Annotated in this window: 19 protein-coding genes and 3 tRNA genes; 7 read left to right on the top strand and 15 right to left on the bottom strand. The window is 73.6% G+C overall.

What is annotated here, in order from left to right:
- Positions 1-33 precede the first annotated feature (33 nt).
- The 4 genes from PVK74_RS27835 to PVK74_RS27820 form a co-directional block, all read right to left on the bottom strand.
- Positions 34-106: transfer RNA gene (locus PVK74_RS27835), tRNA-Glu, on the bottom strand.
- Between the two features lie 162 nt (positions 107-268).
- A tRNA-Glu gene (locus PVK74_RS27830) sits at positions 269-341 on the bottom strand.
- A 76-nt stretch (positions 342-417) separates the two neighbouring features.
- A tRNA-Gln gene (locus PVK74_RS27825) sits at positions 418-489 on the bottom strand.
- 107 nt (positions 490-596) lie between these two features.
- Positions 597-1,400 (bottom strand): fumarylacetoacetate hydrolase family protein, encoded by an 804-nt coding sequence (locus PVK74_RS27820; protein WP_013284528.1) that lies wholly within the window; start codon positions 1,398-1,400, stop codon positions 597-599.
- A gap of 213 nt (positions 1,401-1,613) precedes the next feature.
- On the opposite strand from PVK74_RS27820, the gene PVK74_RS27815 reads away from it, so the two are divergent.
- Positions 1,614-3,032, top strand: coding sequence for a hypothetical protein (locus PVK74_RS27815; protein ID WP_274477575.1), 1,419 nt, complete (start codon positions 1,614-1,616; stop codon positions 3,030-3,032).
- Positions 3,033-3,066: 34 nt separating this feature from the next.
- Positions 3,067-3,951 carry a 3-methyladenine DNA glycosylase gene (locus PVK74_RS27810; protein WP_209960332.1) on the top strand — a complete coding sequence of 295 codons (885 nt, stop codon included), beginning with the start codon at positions 3,067-3,069 and terminating at the stop codon, positions 3,949-3,951.
- Between the two features lie 24 nt (positions 3,952-3,975).
- On the opposite strand, the gene PVK74_RS27805 is transcribed toward PVK74_RS27810, so the two are convergent.
- The 9 genes from PVK74_RS27805 to PVK74_RS27765 all read right to left on the bottom strand — a co-directional run bounded on the left by PVK74_RS27805 (position 3,976) and on the right by PVK74_RS27765 (position 11,332).
- A complete protein-coding gene (locus PVK74_RS27805; RefSeq protein WP_274477574.1) occupies positions 3,976-5,109 on the bottom strand; it encodes a cellulose binding domain-containing protein in 1,134 nt (377 codons plus the stop codon).
- A gap of 87 nt (positions 5,110-5,196) precedes the next feature.
- Positions 5,197-5,769: a GNAT family N-acetyltransferase gene (locus PVK74_RS27800; protein WP_274477573.1), complete on the bottom strand. Its 573-nt coding sequence runs from the start codon at positions 5,767-5,769 to the stop codon at positions 5,197-5,199.
- 49 nt (positions 5,770-5,818) lie between these two features.
- Positions 5,819-6,244 carry an alternative ribosome rescue aminoacyl-tRNA hydrolase ArfB gene (gene arfB / locus PVK74_RS27795; protein ID WP_043325975.1) on the bottom strand — a complete coding sequence of 142 codons (426 nt, stop codon included), beginning with the start codon at positions 6,242-6,244 and terminating at the stop codon, positions 5,819-5,821.
- A gap of 9 nt (positions 6,245-6,253) precedes the next feature.
- Entirely contained in the window at positions 6,254-6,547 is a 294-nt protein-coding gene (locus PVK74_RS27790) for a hypothetical protein (RefSeq protein ID WP_274477572.1), read from the bottom strand.
- 152 nt (positions 6,548-6,699) lie between these two features.
- Positions 6,700-7,560: a S1C family serine protease gene (locus PVK74_RS27785; RefSeq protein ID WP_187692889.1), complete on the bottom strand. Its 861-nt coding sequence runs from the start codon at positions 7,558-7,560 to the stop codon at positions 6,700-6,702.
- Between the two features lie 39 nt (positions 7,561-7,599).
- Positions 7,600-8,559: a VWA domain-containing protein gene (locus PVK74_RS27780; RefSeq protein ID WP_104113889.1), complete on the bottom strand. Its 960-nt coding sequence runs from the start codon at positions 8,557-8,559 to the stop codon at positions 7,600-7,602.
- Entirely contained in the window at positions 8,556-9,572 is a 1,017-nt protein-coding gene (locus tag PVK74_RS27775; RefSeq protein ID WP_043325978.1) for a DUF58 domain-containing protein, read from the bottom strand. Before PVK74_RS27775 ends, PVK74_RS27780 begins: the two co-directional genes overlap by 4 nt.
- Complete coding sequence (locus PVK74_RS27770) at positions 9,569-10,618, bottom strand: AAA family ATPase (RefSeq protein ID WP_043325980.1); 1,050 nt, start codon at positions 10,616-10,618, stop codon at positions 9,569-9,571. Before PVK74_RS27770 ends, PVK74_RS27775 begins: the two co-directional genes overlap by 4 nt.
- A 192-nt stretch (positions 10,619-10,810) precedes the next feature.
- Positions 10,811-11,332: a hypothetical protein gene (locus PVK74_RS27765; RefSeq protein ID WP_043325982.1), complete on the bottom strand. Its 522-nt coding sequence runs from the start codon at positions 11,330-11,332 to the stop codon at positions 10,811-10,813.
- Between the two features lie 281 nt (positions 11,333-11,613).
- Between PVK74_RS27765 and PVK74_RS27760 the strand changes: the two genes are divergently transcribed.
- Entirely contained in the window at positions 11,614-12,606 is a 993-nt protein-coding gene (locus PVK74_RS27760) for an endonuclease/exonuclease/phosphatase family protein (protein ID WP_274477571.1), read from the top strand.
- A 1-nt stretch (position 12,607) separates the two neighbouring features.
- Here the strand turns inward: PVK74_RS27760 and cimA are convergent, their stop codons facing one another.
- A complete protein-coding gene (cimA, locus tag PVK74_RS27755) occupies positions 12,608-14,206 on the bottom strand; it encodes a citramalate synthase (protein WP_043325985.1) in 1,599 nt (532 codons plus the stop codon).
- A 318-nt stretch (positions 14,207-14,524) separates the two neighbouring features.
- Between cimA and PVK74_RS27750 the strand changes: the two genes are divergently transcribed.
- The 4 genes from PVK74_RS27750 to PVK74_RS27735 all read left to right on the top strand — a co-directional run bounded on the left by PVK74_RS27750 (position 14,525) and on the right by PVK74_RS27735 (position 17,067).
- A complete protein-coding gene (locus PVK74_RS27750) occupies positions 14,525-15,085 on the top strand; it encodes a peroxiredoxin (RefSeq protein WP_030500869.1) in 561 nt (186 codons plus the stop codon).
- A gap of 2 nt (positions 15,086-15,087) precedes the next feature.
- Complete coding sequence (gene ahpD / locus PVK74_RS27745) at positions 15,088-15,618, top strand: alkylhydroperoxidase, AhpD family (RefSeq protein WP_104113885.1); 531 nt, start codon at positions 15,088-15,090, stop codon at positions 15,616-15,618.
- 193 nt (positions 15,619-15,811) lie between these two features.
- Positions 15,812-16,276 (top strand): hypothetical protein, encoded by a 465-nt coding sequence (locus PVK74_RS27740; RefSeq protein WP_030500871.1) that lies wholly within the window; start codon positions 15,812-15,814, stop codon positions 16,274-16,276.
- 50 nt (positions 16,277-16,326) lie between these two features.
- Positions 16,327-17,067, top strand: a complete 741-nt coding sequence (locus tag PVK74_RS27735) for a tyrosine-protein phosphatase (RefSeq protein WP_274477569.1) — start codon at positions 16,327-16,329, stop codon at positions 17,065-17,067.
- A 52-nt stretch (positions 17,068-17,119) separates the two neighbouring features.
- Here the strand turns inward: PVK74_RS27735 and PVK74_RS27730 are convergent, their stop codons facing one another.
- Positions 17,120-18,214 carry a branched-chain amino acid aminotransferase gene (locus PVK74_RS27730; RefSeq protein ID WP_274477568.1) on the bottom strand — a complete coding sequence of 365 codons (1,095 nt, stop codon included), beginning with the start codon at positions 18,212-18,214 and terminating at the stop codon, positions 17,120-17,122.
- Between the last annotated feature and the right edge of the window lie 130 nt (positions 18,215-18,344).

Below are 18,344 nucleotides of genomic sequence, written 5' to 3'. Positions count from 1 at the left end.
GCCTCGCGTAGCGAGACGGGCCGTTCGGTGACGTAGCCCCGACCGGATTCGAACCGGCGCTACCGCCTTGAGAGGGCGGCGTCCTGGGCCGCTAGACGACGGGGCCAGGCACTTTTCCTGCTTCGCCGCCCTGCCGGGTGGCGTGGCAGTAGTCTAGCGGCATCGCGTCCGGCACCGCGCCGCGGGGGTCACCCCCACCGCACGCGGAAAACGTTGCCCGGACAGCAGAAAGCCCGCCCCGGGGAAACGGGACGGGCTGTCGGTGCTGTAGCCCCGACCGGATTCGAACCGGCGCTACCGCCTTGAGAGGGCGGCGTCCTGGGCCGCTAGACGACGGGGCCAGAACCTTCATTGCACTCCGCCAGCGTGAGCTGCCGGAATCCAGCGTCCGCGAGCTCTTGCGAACCCGCGGCTGCGCTGGGGTACCAGGACTCGAACCTAGACTAACTGAACCAGAATCAGTCGGGCTGCCAATTACCCCATACCCCATTGGCCCCTTGCGGCGCCGGGAATGAACTTTACCCTCCCGGTGCCGACAGGCCAAATCCAACCCCTCGAAACCCACCTGACCAGCGGAAACGAGGCATCGGAGCGAATCAGGCGACAGGGACCACCGGGTTGCTGAGCTCCCCGATCCCCTGGATCCGCACGGTGACCGTATCCCCCTCGGTGAGCGGACTAACCCCCGCCGGCGTGCCGGTCAGGACCACGTCGCCGGGCAGCAGCGTCATCACGTGCGAGATGTACGACACCAGGCCCGGTACGTCGAACACCATGTCCTTGGTCCGGCCGAGCTGGCGTACCTCCATCTCCTCCGGGTTGCGGCCCACCTCACACCGGATCTCCAGGTCGCTCACGTCGAGCCCGGTGGTGATCCACGGCCCGATCGGGCAGAACGAGTCGAAGCCCTTGGCGCGGGTCCACTGGCCGTCGGAGCGCTGGAGGTCCCGCGCGGTGACGTCGTTGGCGCAGGTGTAGCCGAAGATGGCCCGCTCGGCGGCGGCCCGGTCGGCCCGGCGGGCGCCCGGAGCGCCGATCACCACGGCGAGTTCCGCCTCGTGCTCGACCTGCTTGGAGAAGATCGGCAGCCGGATCGCGTCGCGCGGACCGATGACCGACGTGGACGGCTTGAGGAAGAGCAGCGGCTCCTTCGGCACCTCGCTGCCGTGTTCGGCGGCGTGCTCGGCGTAGTTGCGGCCGACGCAGACCACCTTGCTGGGCAGGATCGGCGACAGCAGCCGGACGTCGGAGAGCGCCCAGCGGGCGCCGGAGAACTGGATCTGCCCGAACGGGTGGCCCTCGATCTCGGCGATGGTCAGGCCCTGCGGCCCGGCCTCCGGCTCGCCCTCGACGACCCCGAACGACATTCCCTTGGCATGAGCGAAACGAGCGATACGCACCCGGCCAATCTATCCCCGCCCGCGCGGCGCCCGTCGGACACCGGCAGGCAGCGCGCCCGGCGGCCCGCGCCGCACCCCTCGCCGCCCGCCGGCGCCGGGACCGGCGAGAGAGCGACAGGGTACGCCGGATCGCGCCGGACGGGGCGGGAATGGCGGCTTCGTACCCGCCCGGCGGGGCCCGGCCCATAGCTTCGGTTCCGGAGGTTCGTTGGTATGCCTGCATCGAGACGACACCACAGGGCCCTGGCAGTGTTCGTGAACTGCCTCGGCGTCATCGCCGCCGTACCGGCGCTGTCCCCGGCGACGCCCCGCGCGGCCGAAACTCCCGCCCGACCGGCTCCACCGCCGGCCGCCGTCCCGGTCGCCCTGCCCGGCGCGGGGGCGACCCCGATCCCGACCGGCGTGCCGGCGGTCCCGCCGGCGGTGCCGACCACCGGCCCGGCGCCGGTCCGCCCGTCGATGCCGCCGGTGAGCGTGGCGGTCGGCGCGGCGGGCACTCCGGCGCCGGGTTACCGGATCGAGGTCCGCAACGCCGGCACGGCGCCGGTCGACACGATGGTGCGGCAGGAGCTGCCGAGCGGGTCGCGGGCCACCACGGTGACCGGCGGCGGGCGGACCACCCGGCCCGCCGGGTCCAGCGCCGGGGAGGTGACGTGGCGGCTGCGCCTGCCGGCGAAGAGCACCACCACGTTGCACACCGCGCTGTCGGTTCCCGGCCCGGGCCGGTCGGTGACCGCGCCCACCTGCGTCTACGGCACCGACGGCACGCGCCCGTACGACTGCGCCACGGCGACCTGGGTGGGCGCCGCGACGGCCCCGGCGGCGCAGGTGACGGCCGCCCCCGCCTGGCGGCGGCCACCGGTGCTGCTTGCCGCGTTCACCGCGTTGCTGGTGGTGACCGCGGGCGTGCTGTGGTGGGCCCTGTGGCGCCGCCGCCGGCGCACGGCCGCGACGGCGGGCACCGGCCTGTCCGGAGGCGGGGCGATGTCCGCCGGTGCCGGCGCGCCGGGAAGCGGCGTCCCGGGGCAGGGCAGCCCGGCCGAACGGGGCACGGTCTATCCGCGTACTGCGGTGCCGGCGCCCGCGAGCCGCCGTCGCCGGCCGCCGGTCTGGCTGGTGGTGGGCGTGGCGGCGGCGGTGCTGGCCGGGGTGGTCGGCGCGGCGGCCTGGTCGGCCACGCAGCGGGTGGCGGCGATGGACACCACCAAGCAGCCGACGAGCGGCGCGTGGGTGGGCAGCAGCGTCACCGGCGCGTTGGGCCAGCCGCTGCGGGAGACCGCGTTCGAGTTCACCGTCTACCGGGTGAGCTGCGGCGCGGACGTCCTGCCGGCGGCGCCCGGCGGCGGACGCCCCTGTCTGGCCACGGTCGGGGTGCGCAACGTCACGAACGAGGACCAGACCTGGCACGGGCAGTTGCAGCGCGCGTACCTGCCGAGCGGGAACTGGGTGGCCGCCGACGAGGACGCGACCCGGGTGGCGAACCTGGGCCGGGACGTGTTCTCCCAGCCGGTGGCCGCCGGGCGGCGGGTGCTGCTGCCACTGGTGTTCACCATGCGCGGCGACGAGCCGCCGAAGCGGCTGGAGCTGCGCAGCGGCGTCTTCTCCGCGGGCGTGCGGGTGGACGTGCCGTGACCCGGCGACGGGCGGCGGTCGTACCCTGGGGTGCGTGACCGCCGCCCTCGCCCCCGCGCTCGACGTCGCCGACTGGCAGGCGCGCCGGGCCGCCCACGAGCAGCGGGTGGACGCCTGGCTGACGCCGCATCTCGGCCGCCGCCGGGCGGGCGTGAAGCATCCGGTGGAGGACTTCCTCTTCACCTACTACTCGCACCGGCCGGCCCAGCTGCGCCGCTGGCACCCGGGCGCGGGCGTAACGCTGCGCGACGCCGACCCGGCCGGTTTCGGCCCGGACTACACCGCCTGCGCCGCCGGGCTCACCCTCGACACCGATCGGGTACGCGCGCGGCGCGCCGAGTCGATCGCCTGGATCCGTACGCTGCTGGCGGCGACCGCCGGACGCCCGGCGCAGTTCGGCTGCTTCGGCATGCACGAGTGGGCGATGGTCTACCGGCAGACCCAGGAGCAGGTACGGCACAACTCCTGGCCGCTGCGGCTGAGCCCGGCGGCGACGGCGGCGGTGGTCGAGGAGCGCGGCGTGCGGTGCAGCCACTTCGACGCGTTCCGGTTCTTCACCGCGCCGGCCCGCCCGCTGAACGTGCTCCAGCCGACCCGGGACAGCCAGCACGCGCTGGAGCAGCCGGGTTGCCTGCACGCCAACATGGATCTCTACAAGTGGGCGTACAAGCTGTCGCCGCTGGTCTGCTCGGAACTCGTGGCGGACTGCTTCGAGCTGGCCCGGGAGATCCGGACGCTGGACATGCGTGCCAGCCCGTACGACCTGGCCGCCCTGGGCTACCCGCCGGTGCCGGTGGAGACGCCGGAGGGCCGGGCCGAGTACGCCACCGCGCAGCGCGGGTTCGCCGAGCGTGCCGCCGGGTTGCGCGCCCGGCTGCTGGCCGCGCTGGACCGGGCGGTGCCGGCCGACCACCGCTGAGCGGGGCCGGCCGGCACGCGACGGTCAGCTCGGCGCGCAGGTCGGCGCCGGGCTCGGCGCGGTTCCCTCGGCCAGGAACCCGAACGTGGTCTGGGCGGCCGGGGCCAGCGCGCCGTTCCAGCTCGCGTTCCGGGCGGTCACAGTGGTTCCGCTCTGCGTCACGTCGGCGCTCCACGCCTGGCTGACCCGCTGTCCGCCGGCGAGCGGGAAGCGCACGGTCCAGCCGGCGATCGGCGCGGCGCCGTCGTTGCGCACTGTCACCTCCCCCTGGAAGCCGCCCGGCCACTGACCGGCGAGGCGCCAGGTGGCGGTGCAGCCGCCGGGCGCCGACGTCGGGCTCGCGGTGGGCGACGGGCTGGTCGTCGGTGACGGGCTGAGCGTGGGCGACGGCGTGGGGCTGACGGTCGGGGACGTGGTCGGGCCGGGCGTGGCGCGGCCGAGCGCGGCGACCAGCGCCGGGTACCACCTGTCGGACATCTTCTGGTCCCCGGCCGCGTTCGGGTGCACCCCGTCGTAGGTGTCGGTGGCGGTGCTGAACCCGGTCCACTGGTCGACCACCACGATCGGGGAGGCGGCCGTGGTCTTCCCGGCCGCCCAGCCGTCGATGAGCGAGTTGAGCGCCACGGTCCGCTGGCCGCACTCCGGGCAGCTCGCCGGGTTCATCGGGATGATCTTCGCGACCAGCACGGTCGTGGCCGGGTTGGCGGCCCGCATCTGGTCCACCAGCTTCGAGTACGCGGCGAGGATCGTGGCGGGCGCGATGTTGCTCCACACGTCGTTGGTGCCGAAGTGCATGAGCACGACGTCCGGGCGGGTGGCGGCGAGCCAGCCGGGCAGCAGGTTCTGGTTGGCCACGTTCGTCGCGAGGTAGCCGCCGTGGCCCTCGTTGTCGCCGTCGTAGGGCACGCCGCAGCCCTGCGGCCCGAGCGTGCCGACGAAGTCGACGTCGGTGTGGCCGGTGGACTGGAGGCGGTTCCAGAGCAGGGCGCGCCAGCAGCCGGGCGACCCGGTGATGGAGTCGCCCAGTGGCATGACGCGGACCGGCGTGGCCGCCGCGGCGGCCGGGGGTGTGGTGGCGGTGAGGGCGAGGCCGAGGGCGAGGACCGGTAGCAGCGCGGCGAGCGCGGTCAGCGCGGCGCGTACGGGGTTTCGGGACATGCGGAAGGGACTCCTGTCACTGTGACGTGGTGGTCGGTGACGGCCCTGAAGCTCCCGTACGCATTGAAGCGCTTCGACGCCTCCGGCTCAACCCTCCGGGTACCCCCGGTGCCGGTTCCACTCCGGAGCGAGGATCGACATGACAGTGGCGTCCACCCAGCCGTCGCCGTCGCGCAGCACCTGCCGCAGCGTCCCCTCGGCGACGAAGCCCACCTTCTCGTAGGCGCGCCGGGCACGCGGGTTGAACGCGAACACCTCCAGGCCGATGCGGTGCAGGCCGAGCTGCTCGAAGCCGTACCCGACGATCAGCCGCACCGCCTCGGTGCCGAGGCCGCGGTCGCGGCCGCCGGGACCGATCAGCGTGCGGAAGTTGCAGCTCGCGTTGGCCCGGTCCCACTCGTTGAGGACCACCTCGCCGACGCAGGCGCCGCTGGCCCGGTCCACCACCGCGAGGTCGAGCCGGTCGTCCTGGCTGTTGCGGGTGCCGTACCAGGCGCGCAACCGGGCCGGTTCGAACGTCTCGCCGGCCGGGCTGCCGGTCAGCCGGACCACCTCCGGGTCGGCCAGGATCTCCGCGAGCGCCGGCAGGTCGTCGTCGTGGAACGGGCGCAGCGCCACACGCTCGCCGGTGAGCGTGGGCTTGACGGAGAAGTCGATCACGGGGCGGAATTCTCCGGTCGGCGCGCCGGGCGGTTCAACCGTTTTTCGGTCAGTCGCCGTCCACCCGGCGGTCGCGTTTGCGCTGGGACTGGCGCTTCTTCTCGGCCAGCCGGCGCTCCTTGGCGCCACGGGAGGGGCGGGTCGGGCGGCGCGCCTTGGGCGGCGGGGCGACGGCCTCGCGCAGCAGCGCGGCCATCCGTTCCCGGGCCGCTTCCCGGTTGGCCAGTTGCGCGCGGTGCTCACTGGCGGTCACGGTCAGCACGCCGTCGACCAGGCGTCCGGCGAGCCGGGTCAGCGCCCGTTCCCGCAGCGTCTCCGGCACGCTCGGCGAGCGGCCCAGGTCGAAGCTCAGTTCCACCCGCGAGTCGGTGGTGTTCACCCCCTGGCCGCCGGGCCCGGACGACCGGGAGAACCGTTCCCGCAGCTCGACTGCGGGCACCACGAGCCGGTCGGTCACCCGCAGTCCGTCGTCCACTCCCCGAGGCTAGCGCCCGGCGCGGTGACTCGGGGTGGGGGTGGCGCTCGGGGTGGGACCGGCCCGTTCCTCGCCGCCGGAGGCCGCGTACGCGGCCGCGCCGACCAGCAGCAGGGCGATCACCGCGAGCTTGACGACCACGCCGCGAATCGCGAGCCAGGCGTTGCGGCGGGCGCCCGGCACGCTGGTCCGGATCGTCTGGTAGTCGGTCCAGCCGCGTTTCGCACGCGCGTAGGACGCGCCGACACCGGCGCCGATGATCAGGCCCATCACGAGGAGGGCCGCAATGACAGCTTGCTCCACCTCCGCCAGTATCCATACTCAGCGTAATATTTCTATTCCCCAATGATCCCACGCCGGATATCCGACAGTTCGCACCGATCTTGCAGTGCTTGTGCAGGTCAGCGCCGCGCGAAGCGCCGAGGCGACCCGCGCGGGAGACCGCGCCCGGTGACTCAGCCGCCCCGGCCGATGATGGTGTCGGCGGTCTGCTGGACCTGGTCGATCGGGATGGCGAAGCCGATGCCGATCGACCCGTTGCCGTCGATGGTGGCGATGGCGGTGTTCACGCCGACCACCTCACCGCGCGCGTTCACCAGCGGCCCGCCCGAGTTGCCCGGGTTGATGGAGGCGTCGGTCTGCACCGCCGTGTGCCGGCCGTTGCCGATCCGCACCTGCCGGTTGAGCGCGCTGACGATACCGGCGGTGACGGTCCCGGCGAGCCCGAGCGGCGACCCGACCGCGAGCACCGGCTCCCCCACCCGGGTCGAGTTCGCCTTGGCCAGCGGCAGCGGCGGCAGGCCGGCGGACGCGGGCACCTTGAGCACGGCCAGGTCGCTGGCGGGTTCCCGGCCCACCACCTCGGCCGGGAAGCGACGCCCGTCCGAGGTCTCCACAGTCACCGCGCCCGAGCCGCCGCGGGCCAGGATGTGGTCGTTGGTGACGATGTGCTGCTCGTTGTCGATGGCGAATCCGGAGCCGGACGCGGACGCGCCGGATCGGCCCCCGACCATCACCGAGACCACGCCGGGCACCGTCTTGCCGGCGGCGGTGACCAGTTCCGCGGGCACCGGCGCGGCGGATGCCGCGCTCGGTCCCGGCGAGCCCTGGTCGGCCGCCCAGGTGCCGGCCAGCGCGCCGGAGACGGTGGAGAGCGCCACCACCGCCGCCACGCTCAGCAGCCGGTGCCGCAGGCTGCGCCGTCCGGCCTCCGGCCCGCCCCCGGGTACGTCCCGGTGGCCGCGCCCGTCCGGGTCCAGCTCCGGCGAGACGAACCACGGTCCGCGTGGCTCGCCGAGTCCGGTCTGCACTGCCATGCCTGGCTCCTCACATGTCGTGCGGTAGTGGTGTGCGGGTCAGGGCAGCCGGGAGAACCACCGCAGCGAGCCGGCGGCGGCGCCCATCGCCAGGACCAGCCCGAGGCCGATGAAGCGGGCCGAGATGTCCTGCCGTTCGGTGCGGTAGCCGACGGACGTGCCGATGTCCTCGTAGACGTCCTTCAGCTCGGCGGTGGTGGACGCCTCGTGGAATCCGCCACCGGTCTGCTCGGCGACCGCCCGCAGCGTCTGCCCGTCCACCGGCACCTGGATCGCCCGGCCGCCCCGGTCGACCGAACCCCCGGGCGTGCCGAAGGAGATCGTGTGCACCGGGACCTTGGCGGCGACGGCCTGGTCGGCCGCCTCGATCGGGTCCATCCCGGAGGTGTTCGCGCCGTCGGAGAGGATGATGATCCGGGCCGGCGGCGGGTCCTTCGCGGCAGTCGCGTCAAGGCTCTTGACCGCGCCCAGCGAGGTGCTGATCGCCTCGCCGATCGCGGTGCCCTGCACGCCGGTGATGCCCTCGGCCAGCCGCCCGATGCCGTCGTGCAGCGCCTCCCGGTCGGTGCTCGGCGGCACCAGCACCGCGGCGCTGCCGGCGAACGCGACGAGGCCGACGTTGAACTCGTCCGGCAGCCCGTCGACGAACCGCCGGCCGGCCTCCTTGGCTGCTGTCAACCGGTCCGGGTCCACGTCACCGGCGAGCATCGAGGTGGAGACGTCGACAGCGACCATCACGGTGGCCCGTTCCCGGGGGACCCGCACCTCCGCCTCGGGGCGGGCGAACCCGACCACGAGCAGCGCCAGCATGGCCAGGAACAGGCCCGCCGGCACGTGCCGGCGCCAGGCCGGGCGGCGCGGGGCGACCCGGTCCAGCAGGCGCAGGTTGGTGAAGCGCACCGCGTACCGGCTCTGCCGCCGTTGCAGCACCAGGTAGCCGGCGACCAGCGCGAGGACGGCGAGCAGCAGCCAGAGGCGGGCTGGTGACTGCCAGGTCATGCGACACCTCCCCGGGCGGCGGCCGGCACGGTGGCCAGCCGGCGCTGCTCGTGCACGTGCCGCACCACGTCCGCGCACCAGTCCCGGTCGGTGCGCAGCGCCATGTGGGTGGCGCCGGCCCGGCGCAGCGTGTGGCGTACCTGCTCGCGCTGCTCGGCGGCGGCGCGCGCGTACCGCTCGCGCAGGTCCGGGTCGCCGGTCCACACCTCGCGGTGCCGGCCGCTCTCCGGGTCGACGAGCGTGATCAGTCCGACGTCGGGCAGTTCCAGCTCGCGCGGGTCGGTCACCTCGACCGCGAGCACCTGATGACGGACCGCGAGGCGGCGCAGCGCCGCGGCCCACGGCGGGGGCGCGGCGTCCGGGTCGTCGGGCAGTTCGTCGAGGAAGTCGGAGACGATCACCACGAGCCCGCGCCGGGTGGCGACACGCTGCAGGCCGTCCAGGCCGTCGGCCAGGCCCGGCCCCGCGGCGGGCGGGCGTGCGCCGGCCGCGCCCGCGTCGTCCGGGTCCCGCCGGTCGTCGGTACGCGGAGCGCCGAGCAGCGCGCGGAGCAGCCCGAGCAGATGGGTACGCCCGCTGCGGGCCGGGAATCGGCGCAGCCCGTCGGGCGTGAGCACCTGCGCGCCGAGCCGGTTGCCGACTCCGGCGGTGAGGAAGCCGATCGCTGCCACAGCGGCCACCGCCAGCTCCCGTTTGTCCAGCGTGGAGGTGCCGTACTCCATGCTGGGGCTGGCGTCGACGAGCAGCCAGGTGGTCAGTTCCCGGTCCGCGTCGACCTGGCGGACGTGCGGCACCGTGGTCCGGGCGGTGACCGCCCAGTCCATCCGGCGTACCTCGTCCTCGCCGGGGCGGTACTCCCGGCTGCCGGCGGCCTCGCTGCCCGGCCCGGGCAGCAGGCCCCGGTACCGGCCGTGCAGCAGGCCGTCGAGCCGCCGGGTCACCGTCAGCTCCAGCCGGCGCAGCCGCTGGTCGGGCGCGAGGTCGGTCAGCCCGGGCTCGGCCGCGCCGGTCATGCCGCCGCCAGGTCCGGCGCCGCCTCGGTGGGCCCGTTCACCAGCCGGGGTGGTGGCACCGCCTCGATCACCCGGCGCACCACGTCCTCGCCGGAGATCCCGTCGGCGACCGCGTCGAAGGTGAGCACGAGCCGGTGCGCCAGCACGTCCACCGCCAGGTCCCGGATGTCCTCGGGGAGGACGTAGTCGCGGCCGTGGATGAGTGCCTGCGCGCGGGCGGCGGCCACCAGGCCGAGCGTGGCCCGGGGGCTGGCCCCGTACGCCAGCAGCGGCGCGATGTCGGGCAGGCCGAAGCGTTGCGGGTCGCGGGTGGCGAGGATGAGGCGGACCACGTACTCGGCGAGCGCGTGGTGGACGAAGACGTCGGTGGCGCGGCGCTGGAGTTCCCGCAGCCGGATCGGGTCGAGCACGGTGCTCGCGGTGGGGCGCTCGGTGCTCATCCGGTAGAGGATGGCCAGCTCGTCGGCGTCGCTCGGGTAGTCGACCACGACCTTCATGAGGAAGCGGTCGCGTTGCGCCTCGGGGAGCTGGTAGACGCCCTCGGACTCGATCGGGTTCTGGGTGGCCAGGACCAGGAACGGCTCCGGCACCGGCCAGCTCCGCCCGCCGATCGAGACCTGCCGCTCGGCCATTGCCTCCAGCAGGGCCGACTGCACCTTGGCCGGGGCCCGGTTGATCTCGTCGGCGAGCACGAGGTTCGCCATGATCGGTCCCAGCTCCACGTCGAACTGCTCGGTTGAGGCGCGGTAGATGCGGGTGCCGACGATGTCGGAGGGCACCAGGTCGGGCGTGAACTGGATCCGGGAGAAGGTGCCGCCGACGACTGTGGCGAGGGTCTGCGCCGCGAGCGTCTTGGCCACCCCCGGTACGCCCTCCAGCAGGCAGTGACCGTCGGCGATGAGGGCGGTGAGCAGGCGTTCGACGAGCCGATCCTGCCCGACGATCACGCGTTTGACCTCGGCGAGGGTCTGTTCCAGCTCGACGCCGCTCGCGTCGGCATCGACCGGGCTGGGCACGCTGGCCAGGGTGTCCGAGATGTCCGTCACGGTGCTTGCTTCCCGGGCCGGACCGGCGACAAACGTCGGATTATCGGACCCGGACCGGCAGTGGCCGAACCGGACGGGCAGCATCTCCCCGATCGGGCGGCAACGGCGCGAACCCCATCGGTCCGGGCGGGACCGGGACGGAACACGACACCGGCCCCCGCCGCAGCGGAGGCCGGTGCGCGGCCGGACGGGTCAGTTGGCGACCAGGATGTGGAACGGCCGGTCGGCGAAGCCGCCGGTGGAGTTGCGGGTCTGCACGAAGACCGCGTTGGGGGTCAGCGTGCGCGGCGCGGCCGAGATCTCGCCGCCCGGCGGCACGTTCGCCGAGTCGTTCGTGCCGATCGAGACGTGGTACGCCTTGGCGGACACGTCGTAGTCGAACAGCACCTGGTACTGCCCGGCGGACACGCCCGGGCCGGGTACGAACCGGAGCGAGGACACCACGTTGCCGGAGTGCTGCAGCAGCGTCCCGTTCGCCGACACGACCGCCCAGGCGACCTGACCGGGGGCCGGCGGGGCCAGCGTGGCCCGCATGGCGGCGCGGGCGGCCTGCCGCTCGGCGGCGGTCACCGGCGGCTGCGCGGTGCTGTGCCGGGCGCCGGGCTGGGGTCGCGCCTCCGCCTGGGCGGCCGCGGCGATCCCGCCACCGGCCAGGGTGAGGGACAGCGCGGCGAGCGCCACCACCGTCGCCTTTCGCTTGAAGAATGTGGCCATGAGTTCTCCCTTGGTTAAACCGTGGTGATACGGCGACTGCGCGCGTCAAATTGCGGATCATCGGGAATCCGCCCGGGGAGCGCACCGCTCGTGAGCTGGCCTTACTACAGAGAGTCGCGACGTCTCAACCAGGGGGAACGTAGCACCGGAAAACGCGGGCGGTCAATAGCTCATATTGCGTGTCCGACCGATCGAAAAAGTGCTCAGAAATTGCGGTCGAGCATTCACGAAATTGTTTCGCCGGGCATCGCGGCAGCGCGGACCCGGGTAGCCTGACGGCCATGATCACAGCTCCGGACCTGTCCCGGGGCGGCACCCGGGGCGGCCGCTGGGCCACCGCCGCGTGCTGGCTGGCAGCGGCGCCGGTCGCCGCCTGGGCGCTGGTACGCCTGGCCGGGCTGGAACGCGGTCCGCTGGTGCTGGCGATCGCCTTCACGCCGTACGTCGCCGCGCTGGCCCCGGTCGTGGCGGTGTCGGCGCTCGCCCTGCGGCGCCGGGCCCCGGCGGTGGTCGCGGCACTCGCCGCGCTGTCGTTGATCGGCGTGGTGGCGCCCCGGGCGGTCCCCGACGCCCGTCCCCCGGCCGACGGGCCGACGCTGCGGCTGCTCACCGCCAACCTGCGCCTCGGCTCGGCCGACCCGGCGGGACTTGTCGACCTGGCCCGGGTCCGGCGGGTGGACGTGCTCACGGTGCAGGAGCTCACCCCGGCGCTCGCGGCCGAGCTGGACCGGCTCGGCCTGGCCACGCTGCTGCCCTACCGGTCGCTGAGCCCCGAGGTCGGCTCCACCGGCTCCGGCGTGTACGCCCGCCACCCGCTGCGCGACACCGGGCACCGCCGCAACAAGGGGTTCTTCTTCACCCAGGCGTACGCGACGGTGACGGTGCCGGGTGCGCCGCCGTTACGGGTGGAGTCGGCGCACCCGGCCGCGCCGTACGCGGTGGACGTGGTGCCGGACTGGTGGACCGACCAGCGCGCCCAGCCGCCGGCCACCCCGGACGGCGGGCTGAGCGTGCTGGCCGGGGACTTCAACGCGACGCTCGACCATGCGGCGCTGCGGGAGCTGATCGCCACCGGTTACACCGACGCGGCGGACGCGGCCGGGGCCGGGTTCGGCGGCACCTGGGGCCCGTACGACGGCGACCCGATCCCGCCGGTCACCATCGACCACGTCCTGGTGGACCGGCGCATCGCGGTGCGCGCCGCCGGCACCTTCCCGGTGCCGGGCAGCGACCACCGCGCGTTGCTGGCCGAGCTGCGCCTGCCGGCCGGGTGAGTCAGGCCGCGGTCCCGCCCGTCACCCGGGTCCGGTCCAGGCCGTAGGTGAGCGCGTCGACGAGCGCGTGCCAGCTGGCCTCGACCACGTTCGGGTGCACGCCCACGGTGGTCCAGTCGCGGCCCGCCCCGGCGGTCTCCACGAGTACGCGCGTCACCGCGCCGGTACCGTGGCTGCCCTCCAGGATGCGGACCTTGTAGTCGGCCAGCTGGAACTCGCGCAGCTCCGGGTAGTGCCGGGACAGCGCCACCCGCAACGCCTCGTCCAGCGCGTTGACCGGGCCGTTGCCCTCGGCGGTGGCGATCACCCGCTCGCCGCGTACCCGGATCTTCACCGTGGCCTCGGAGACCACCGCGCCGTCCTCGCGGTGCTCGACCAGCACCCGGTACGACTCCAGCGTGAACGGCCGGACCGGCGCCGCGCCCGGCAGTTCCGAGCGGACCAGCAGTTCGAACGAGGCGTCGGCGGCCTCGAACGACCAGCCATCGGCCTCCAGCTCCTTGACCCGCCCGGTGACCTTGGACAGGGTGTCCGGATGGCCGGCCAGGTCCAGACCGAGCTCACGGCTCTTGAGCTCGATGCTGGCCCGGCCGGCCATCTCGGTCACCAGGATCCGCATGTCGTTGCCCACCACGGTGGGTTCCACGTGGTTGTAGAGCAACGGGTCGACCTTGATCGCGCTCGCGTGCAGCCCCGCCTTGTGAGCGAAGGCGGCAGCCCCGACGTAGGCCTGGTGGGTGTCGGGGGCGATGTTGGCGATCTCGGCGATGGCGTGCGAGACCCGCACCATCTGTTCCAGGCAGCCCTCCGGTAGGACGGGCATGCCCAGCTTGAGCTGAAGATTGGCGACGATCGCGAAGATGTCGGCGTTGCCGGGGCGCTCGCCGTACCCGTTGGCGGTGCCCTGCACGTGGCGGACGCCGGCCTCGACGGCGGCGATGGTGTTGGCGACCGCGCAGGCGGTGTCGTTCTGCGCGTGCATGCCGAGCCGTTCCGGCGCGATCCCGGTGCGCGCCACCAGCCCTTCGATCACGGCGGTGACCTGGGAGGGCAGCATGCCGCCGTTGGTGTCGCAGAGGACGAAGCGCTCGGCGCCGGCGGCCAGCGCGGTCTCCGCCACAGCGGTGGTGTAGCCCGGGTCGAAGCGGAACCCGTCGTAGCAGTGCTCCCCGTCGACGAAGACCCGCCGGCCCTGCGCCACCAGGTACGACACGGTGTCGCGGATCATGGCGAGGTTCTCCTCGGCGGTGGTGCGCAGCGCGCGTTCCACGTGCCGCAGGTCCGCCTTGGCGACCAGGGCGACGGCCGGGGTCTGCGCGTCGAGCAGCCCGCGCACCTGCGGGTCGTCCTCGACCGCGAGGCCGGCCTTGCGGGTGGCGCCGAAGGCGACCAGGATCGCGTGCCGCAGTTCCAGCTCGGTGCGGGCCCGGCGGAAGAACTCGGTGTCCTTGGGCACCGCGCCCGGCCAGCCCCCCTCGATGAAGCCGACCCCGAGGTCGTCGAGCAGGCGGGCCACCGCCAGCTTGTCGACCACCGAGTACGTGAGTCCTTCGCGCTGGGCGCCGTCGCGCAGCGTCGTGTCGTACACCTGGAAGGTCATCGGAGTCCTCTTCTCGTGTCCGTCCTGGGGAGCAAACAAAAAGACCCCCCGCGGATGCGGGAGGTCTGCGCGCTCGGCGAGGGAAGGCCGGCGCGCTAGCTGCTAATGATCAGGACGAAGCTGGTCACGACCAGTACTCTGCCACCCCGCCCCCGCTTTTGGGAGGCGAAACCCATATTCCGGGACGATCGCGGGGCTGGTGACCGCCTTCACACCCGGCCACCGCCCACCACGAGCGCAAACAGGGCTGCGGAAGAATCTTGAACAGATCCAGTTACTGGCCCGGCGGTGCCGCCGGGTCACGCTCAAGGAGGACCCGTGCTCACTGTCGGTGACCACTTCCCCGAGTACGAACTCACCGCCTGCGTGTCGCTCGACGCCGACAAGGCGTTCGAGACGATCAACCACAAGTCCCACGAGGGCCAGTGGCGCGTCGTGTTCTTCTGGCCGAAGGACTTCACCTTCGTCTGCCCCACCGAGATCGCCGAGTTCGGCCGTCTCAACGGCGAGTTCGCCGACCGCGACGCCCAGGTGCTCGGCGTCTCCGTCGACAACGAGTTCGTCCACTACGCCTGGCGCAAGGACCACCCGGACCTGCGCGAGCTGCCCTTCCCGATGCTCAGCGACATCAAGCGTGAGCTGACCTCCGCCTGCGGCGTGCTCGGCGCCGACGGTGTCGCGCAGCGGGCCACCTTCATCGTGGACCCGAACAACGAGATCCAGTTCGTCATGGTGACCGCCGGTTCGGTCGGCCGTAACGTCTCCGAGGTGCTGCGGGTGCTCGACGCGCTCCAGACCGACGAGCTGTGCCCGTGCAACTGGAACAAGGGCGGCGCGACGCTCGACGCCAACGCGCTCCTCGCCGGCGCCGGAGCCTGACCATGGGCCTGGACGCGATCAAGGCGGGCCTGCCCGAGTACGCCAAGGACATCCGGCTCAACCTCGGCTCCACCATCACCACCTCGACGCTGAAGCCGGAGCAGGCGTGGGGCACCGCCCTGGCCTGCGCGGTGGCGGCCCGCAACCCGGTGGTGCTGCGGGAGATCGCCGCCGAGGCGGCCGGTCACCTCACGCCCGAGGCGGTCGCGGCGGCCAAGGGCGCGGCTGCGGTCATGGCGATGAACAACGTCTACTACCGGGCCAAGCACCTGATCGGCGACGAGCAGTACGCGTCGCTGCCGGCCCGGCTGCGGATGCAGATCATCGCCCGCCCCGGCGTGGAGAAGACCGACTTCGAGCTGTGGTGCCTCGCCGTCTCGGCGATTACCGGCTGCGGCGTCTGCCTGGAGTCGCACGAGAAGACGCTGCGCGCCGCCGGGTTCAGCCGGGAGCAGGTGCACGAGGGGCTGCGGATCGCCGCCGTCGTACACGCCGCCGCGGTGACCCTGGACGCGGAGGCCGCGCTGGCCTGATCCACCGGCCCGGACGCGCCCGACCGGCGCCGCGCGGGCCGACCTCCCGAGGGGCCGGCGTCACCACCGTGGCGCCGGCCCCTCGGCGTGGGCGGGCCGGCCGCCGGCGGGTTGGTGCCCGGACAGGGTGGGTAACCCTCCCGACTGATGACGGCGCCGCGACGGCCGCGGCCCTGGGGACGGGAGGCGGCACATGGACGGACTGGACCCGCGCGCCACGCACGGCGGCACCGAGCCGATCCTCGACGACGGCCGGGGCACCGTCGCCGGGGGCGCCCCGGCGGGCGCCTTCGACCCGTGGCGCTACCGCGACGAGGCGGGCGTGGCGAGCGCCGACCTGACCGGCTACAAGGTCGAGGCCACCGACGGCGCCATCGGCAAGATCGACCGGGCGAGCCACGAGGTGGACGACAGCTACCTGGTCGTGGACACCGGGCCGTGGATCTTCGGCAAGAAGGTGATGCTCCCGGCCGGGACCGTGAACCACGTCGACCACGACGCCCGCACCGTGCACGTCGACCGGGAGAAGGACCAGATCAAGGCCGCCCCGGAGTACGACGAGTCCAGCCACGCCGACCCGGGCTACCGGGACCGGCTCGGCGGCTACTACGGCGAGAGCCACTCGGCGCTGCCGCCGGACGTGCCGCCGCGCATCTGACACCGCGGCGACGGCCGGCGGGGCCGTGGGAACGCCCCGCCGGCCGTACCGTGTCGGATGTGGACGCCCCGCAGAGCCGCTTCCCCACCCTGTTCAACTTCCGCGACGTCGGCGGATACGCCGCTCAGGACGGGCGCACCGTGCGCCGCGGCCGGCTCTACCGTTCCGACTCGCTGCACCGCATCGACGAGACCGACCGGGCGGCGTTCACCGCGCTCGGCATCCGTACCGTGATCGACCTGCGCCGCCCCACCGAGGTGGAACGCGACGGGCGGGTGCCCGCCTACGACGGGCTCGCCTACCGGCACATCCACCCCGAGCACGCCGACTGGGGCGCGAACCGGTTCGACGCCTCCGGCGTCAGCCTGGCCCGCTACCTGGCCGACCGGTACGCCGACCTGGCGTGTACCGGGACCGCCGGGCTCGCCGAGGCGGTCGGGCTGATCGCGGACAGCGCCAACGCGCCGGTGGTGGTGCACTGCGTCGCCGGGAAGGACCGCACCGGCATCGTCTGCGCGCTCACGCTCTCCGTGCTCGGGGTGCCCGACGAGGACGTGGTCGCCGACTACGCGCTCAGCACCGCGGCGTCGCAGCGCTTCACCGAGTGGGTCCGCGCCACGCTGCCGGACGCGGAGGAACCGCCGCCGCCGTTCCTGGAGTCACCGGCCGAGACGATGGAGCTGTTCCTGGCCGAGCTGCGCGCCGGCCACGGCTCGGTCGAGGGTTACCTGACCCACGCGGGCGTCACCGAGACGCAGCTGGAGTCGCTGCGCACCCACCTGCTGGACTGACGCCGCGCGGTGAGCAGGGAGCGGACTCGCTGCTCACCGCGCGGTCGGGCGGTCAGATGACCCGGGTGACCCAGCCGTGCGGGTCCTCGGCGCGACCGCGCTGGATGTCCACCAGCTTCTGGCGAAGGGCCATGGTGACCTGGCCGGGCTCGCCGCCGCCGATGAGGAACTCGCCCTCCGGGAAGCGCACGCCGCCGATCGGGGTGACGACAGCGGCCGTGCCGCAGGCGAACACCTCGCGCAGCCGCCCGCTCGCCGCGTCGGCCTGCCAGTCGGCGAAGCTGACCGGCGCCTCCCGCACCTCGTGCCCGGCCTCGGCGGCCAGGGTGAGGATCGCGTCGCGGGTGATGCCGGGCAGGATCGTGCCGCCCAGCGGCGGGGTGACGATGCTGCCGTCGTCGTAGACGAAGAAGACGTTCATGCCGCCCAGCTCGTCCACGTAGCGCCGCTCGACCGCGTCCAGGAAGACCACCTGGTCGCAGCCGGCCTCGATCGCCTCGGCCTGCGCCGCGAGCGACGCGGCGTAGTTGCCGCCGCACTTGGCCGCGCCGGTGCCGCCGGGCGCGGCCCGGGTGTAGTCCGGCGAGACCCAGACCGTCACCGGCTTCACCCCGCCGGAGAAGTACGCCCCGGCCGGCGAGGCGATGACGCAGTACAGGTATTCGTTGGCCGGGCGCACGCCGAGGAAGACCTCGCTGGCGAACATGAACGGACGCAGGTAGAGGCTGGCGTCCTCGTGCTCCGGGATCCACGCCTGGTCGATCTCGACCAGGCGGCGCAGCGACTCCACGAACGTCGCCTCCGGCAGCTCCGGCATGGCGAGCCGGCGGGCGGACGCGCTGAACCGGGCCGCGTTGGCCTCCGGGCGGAACATCGTCACCGTGTCGCCGGTGCGGTACGCCTTCAGCCCTTCGAAGATCTCCTGCGCGTAGTGCAGCACCGCCGCGGCCGGGTCCATCGGGATCGGCGCGCGCGCCTCCAGGCGGGCGTCGTACCAGCCCTTGCCCTCGGCGTAGCGGATGGTGACCATGTGGTCGGTGAAGACCCGGCCGAAACCGGGGTTCGCCAGCAGGGCGGCCCGGTCGGCGGCGGATACCGGCGCGGGATTCGGACGGATCTCGAAATCGAGCTTGTCACCACCGCTCATCGCGCTGACCTCCCTGCGGGTTCACGGCATGCGGGATCGCACGCCGACGTCACTGGTGCCAGAAACTTACCCCGAACGGTCGTTCAGCGGATAGGTCCGCCCCTCGGACGGCTGCGCCGCACCGGACCGC

This window comes from Micromonospora chalcea (genome assembly GCF_028768405.1).
GTDB lineage: Bacteria > Actinomycetota > Actinomycetes > Mycobacteriales > Micromonosporaceae > Micromonospora > Micromonospora chalcea.
This window is presented reverse-complemented; position numbering and strand designations above follow the sequence as displayed.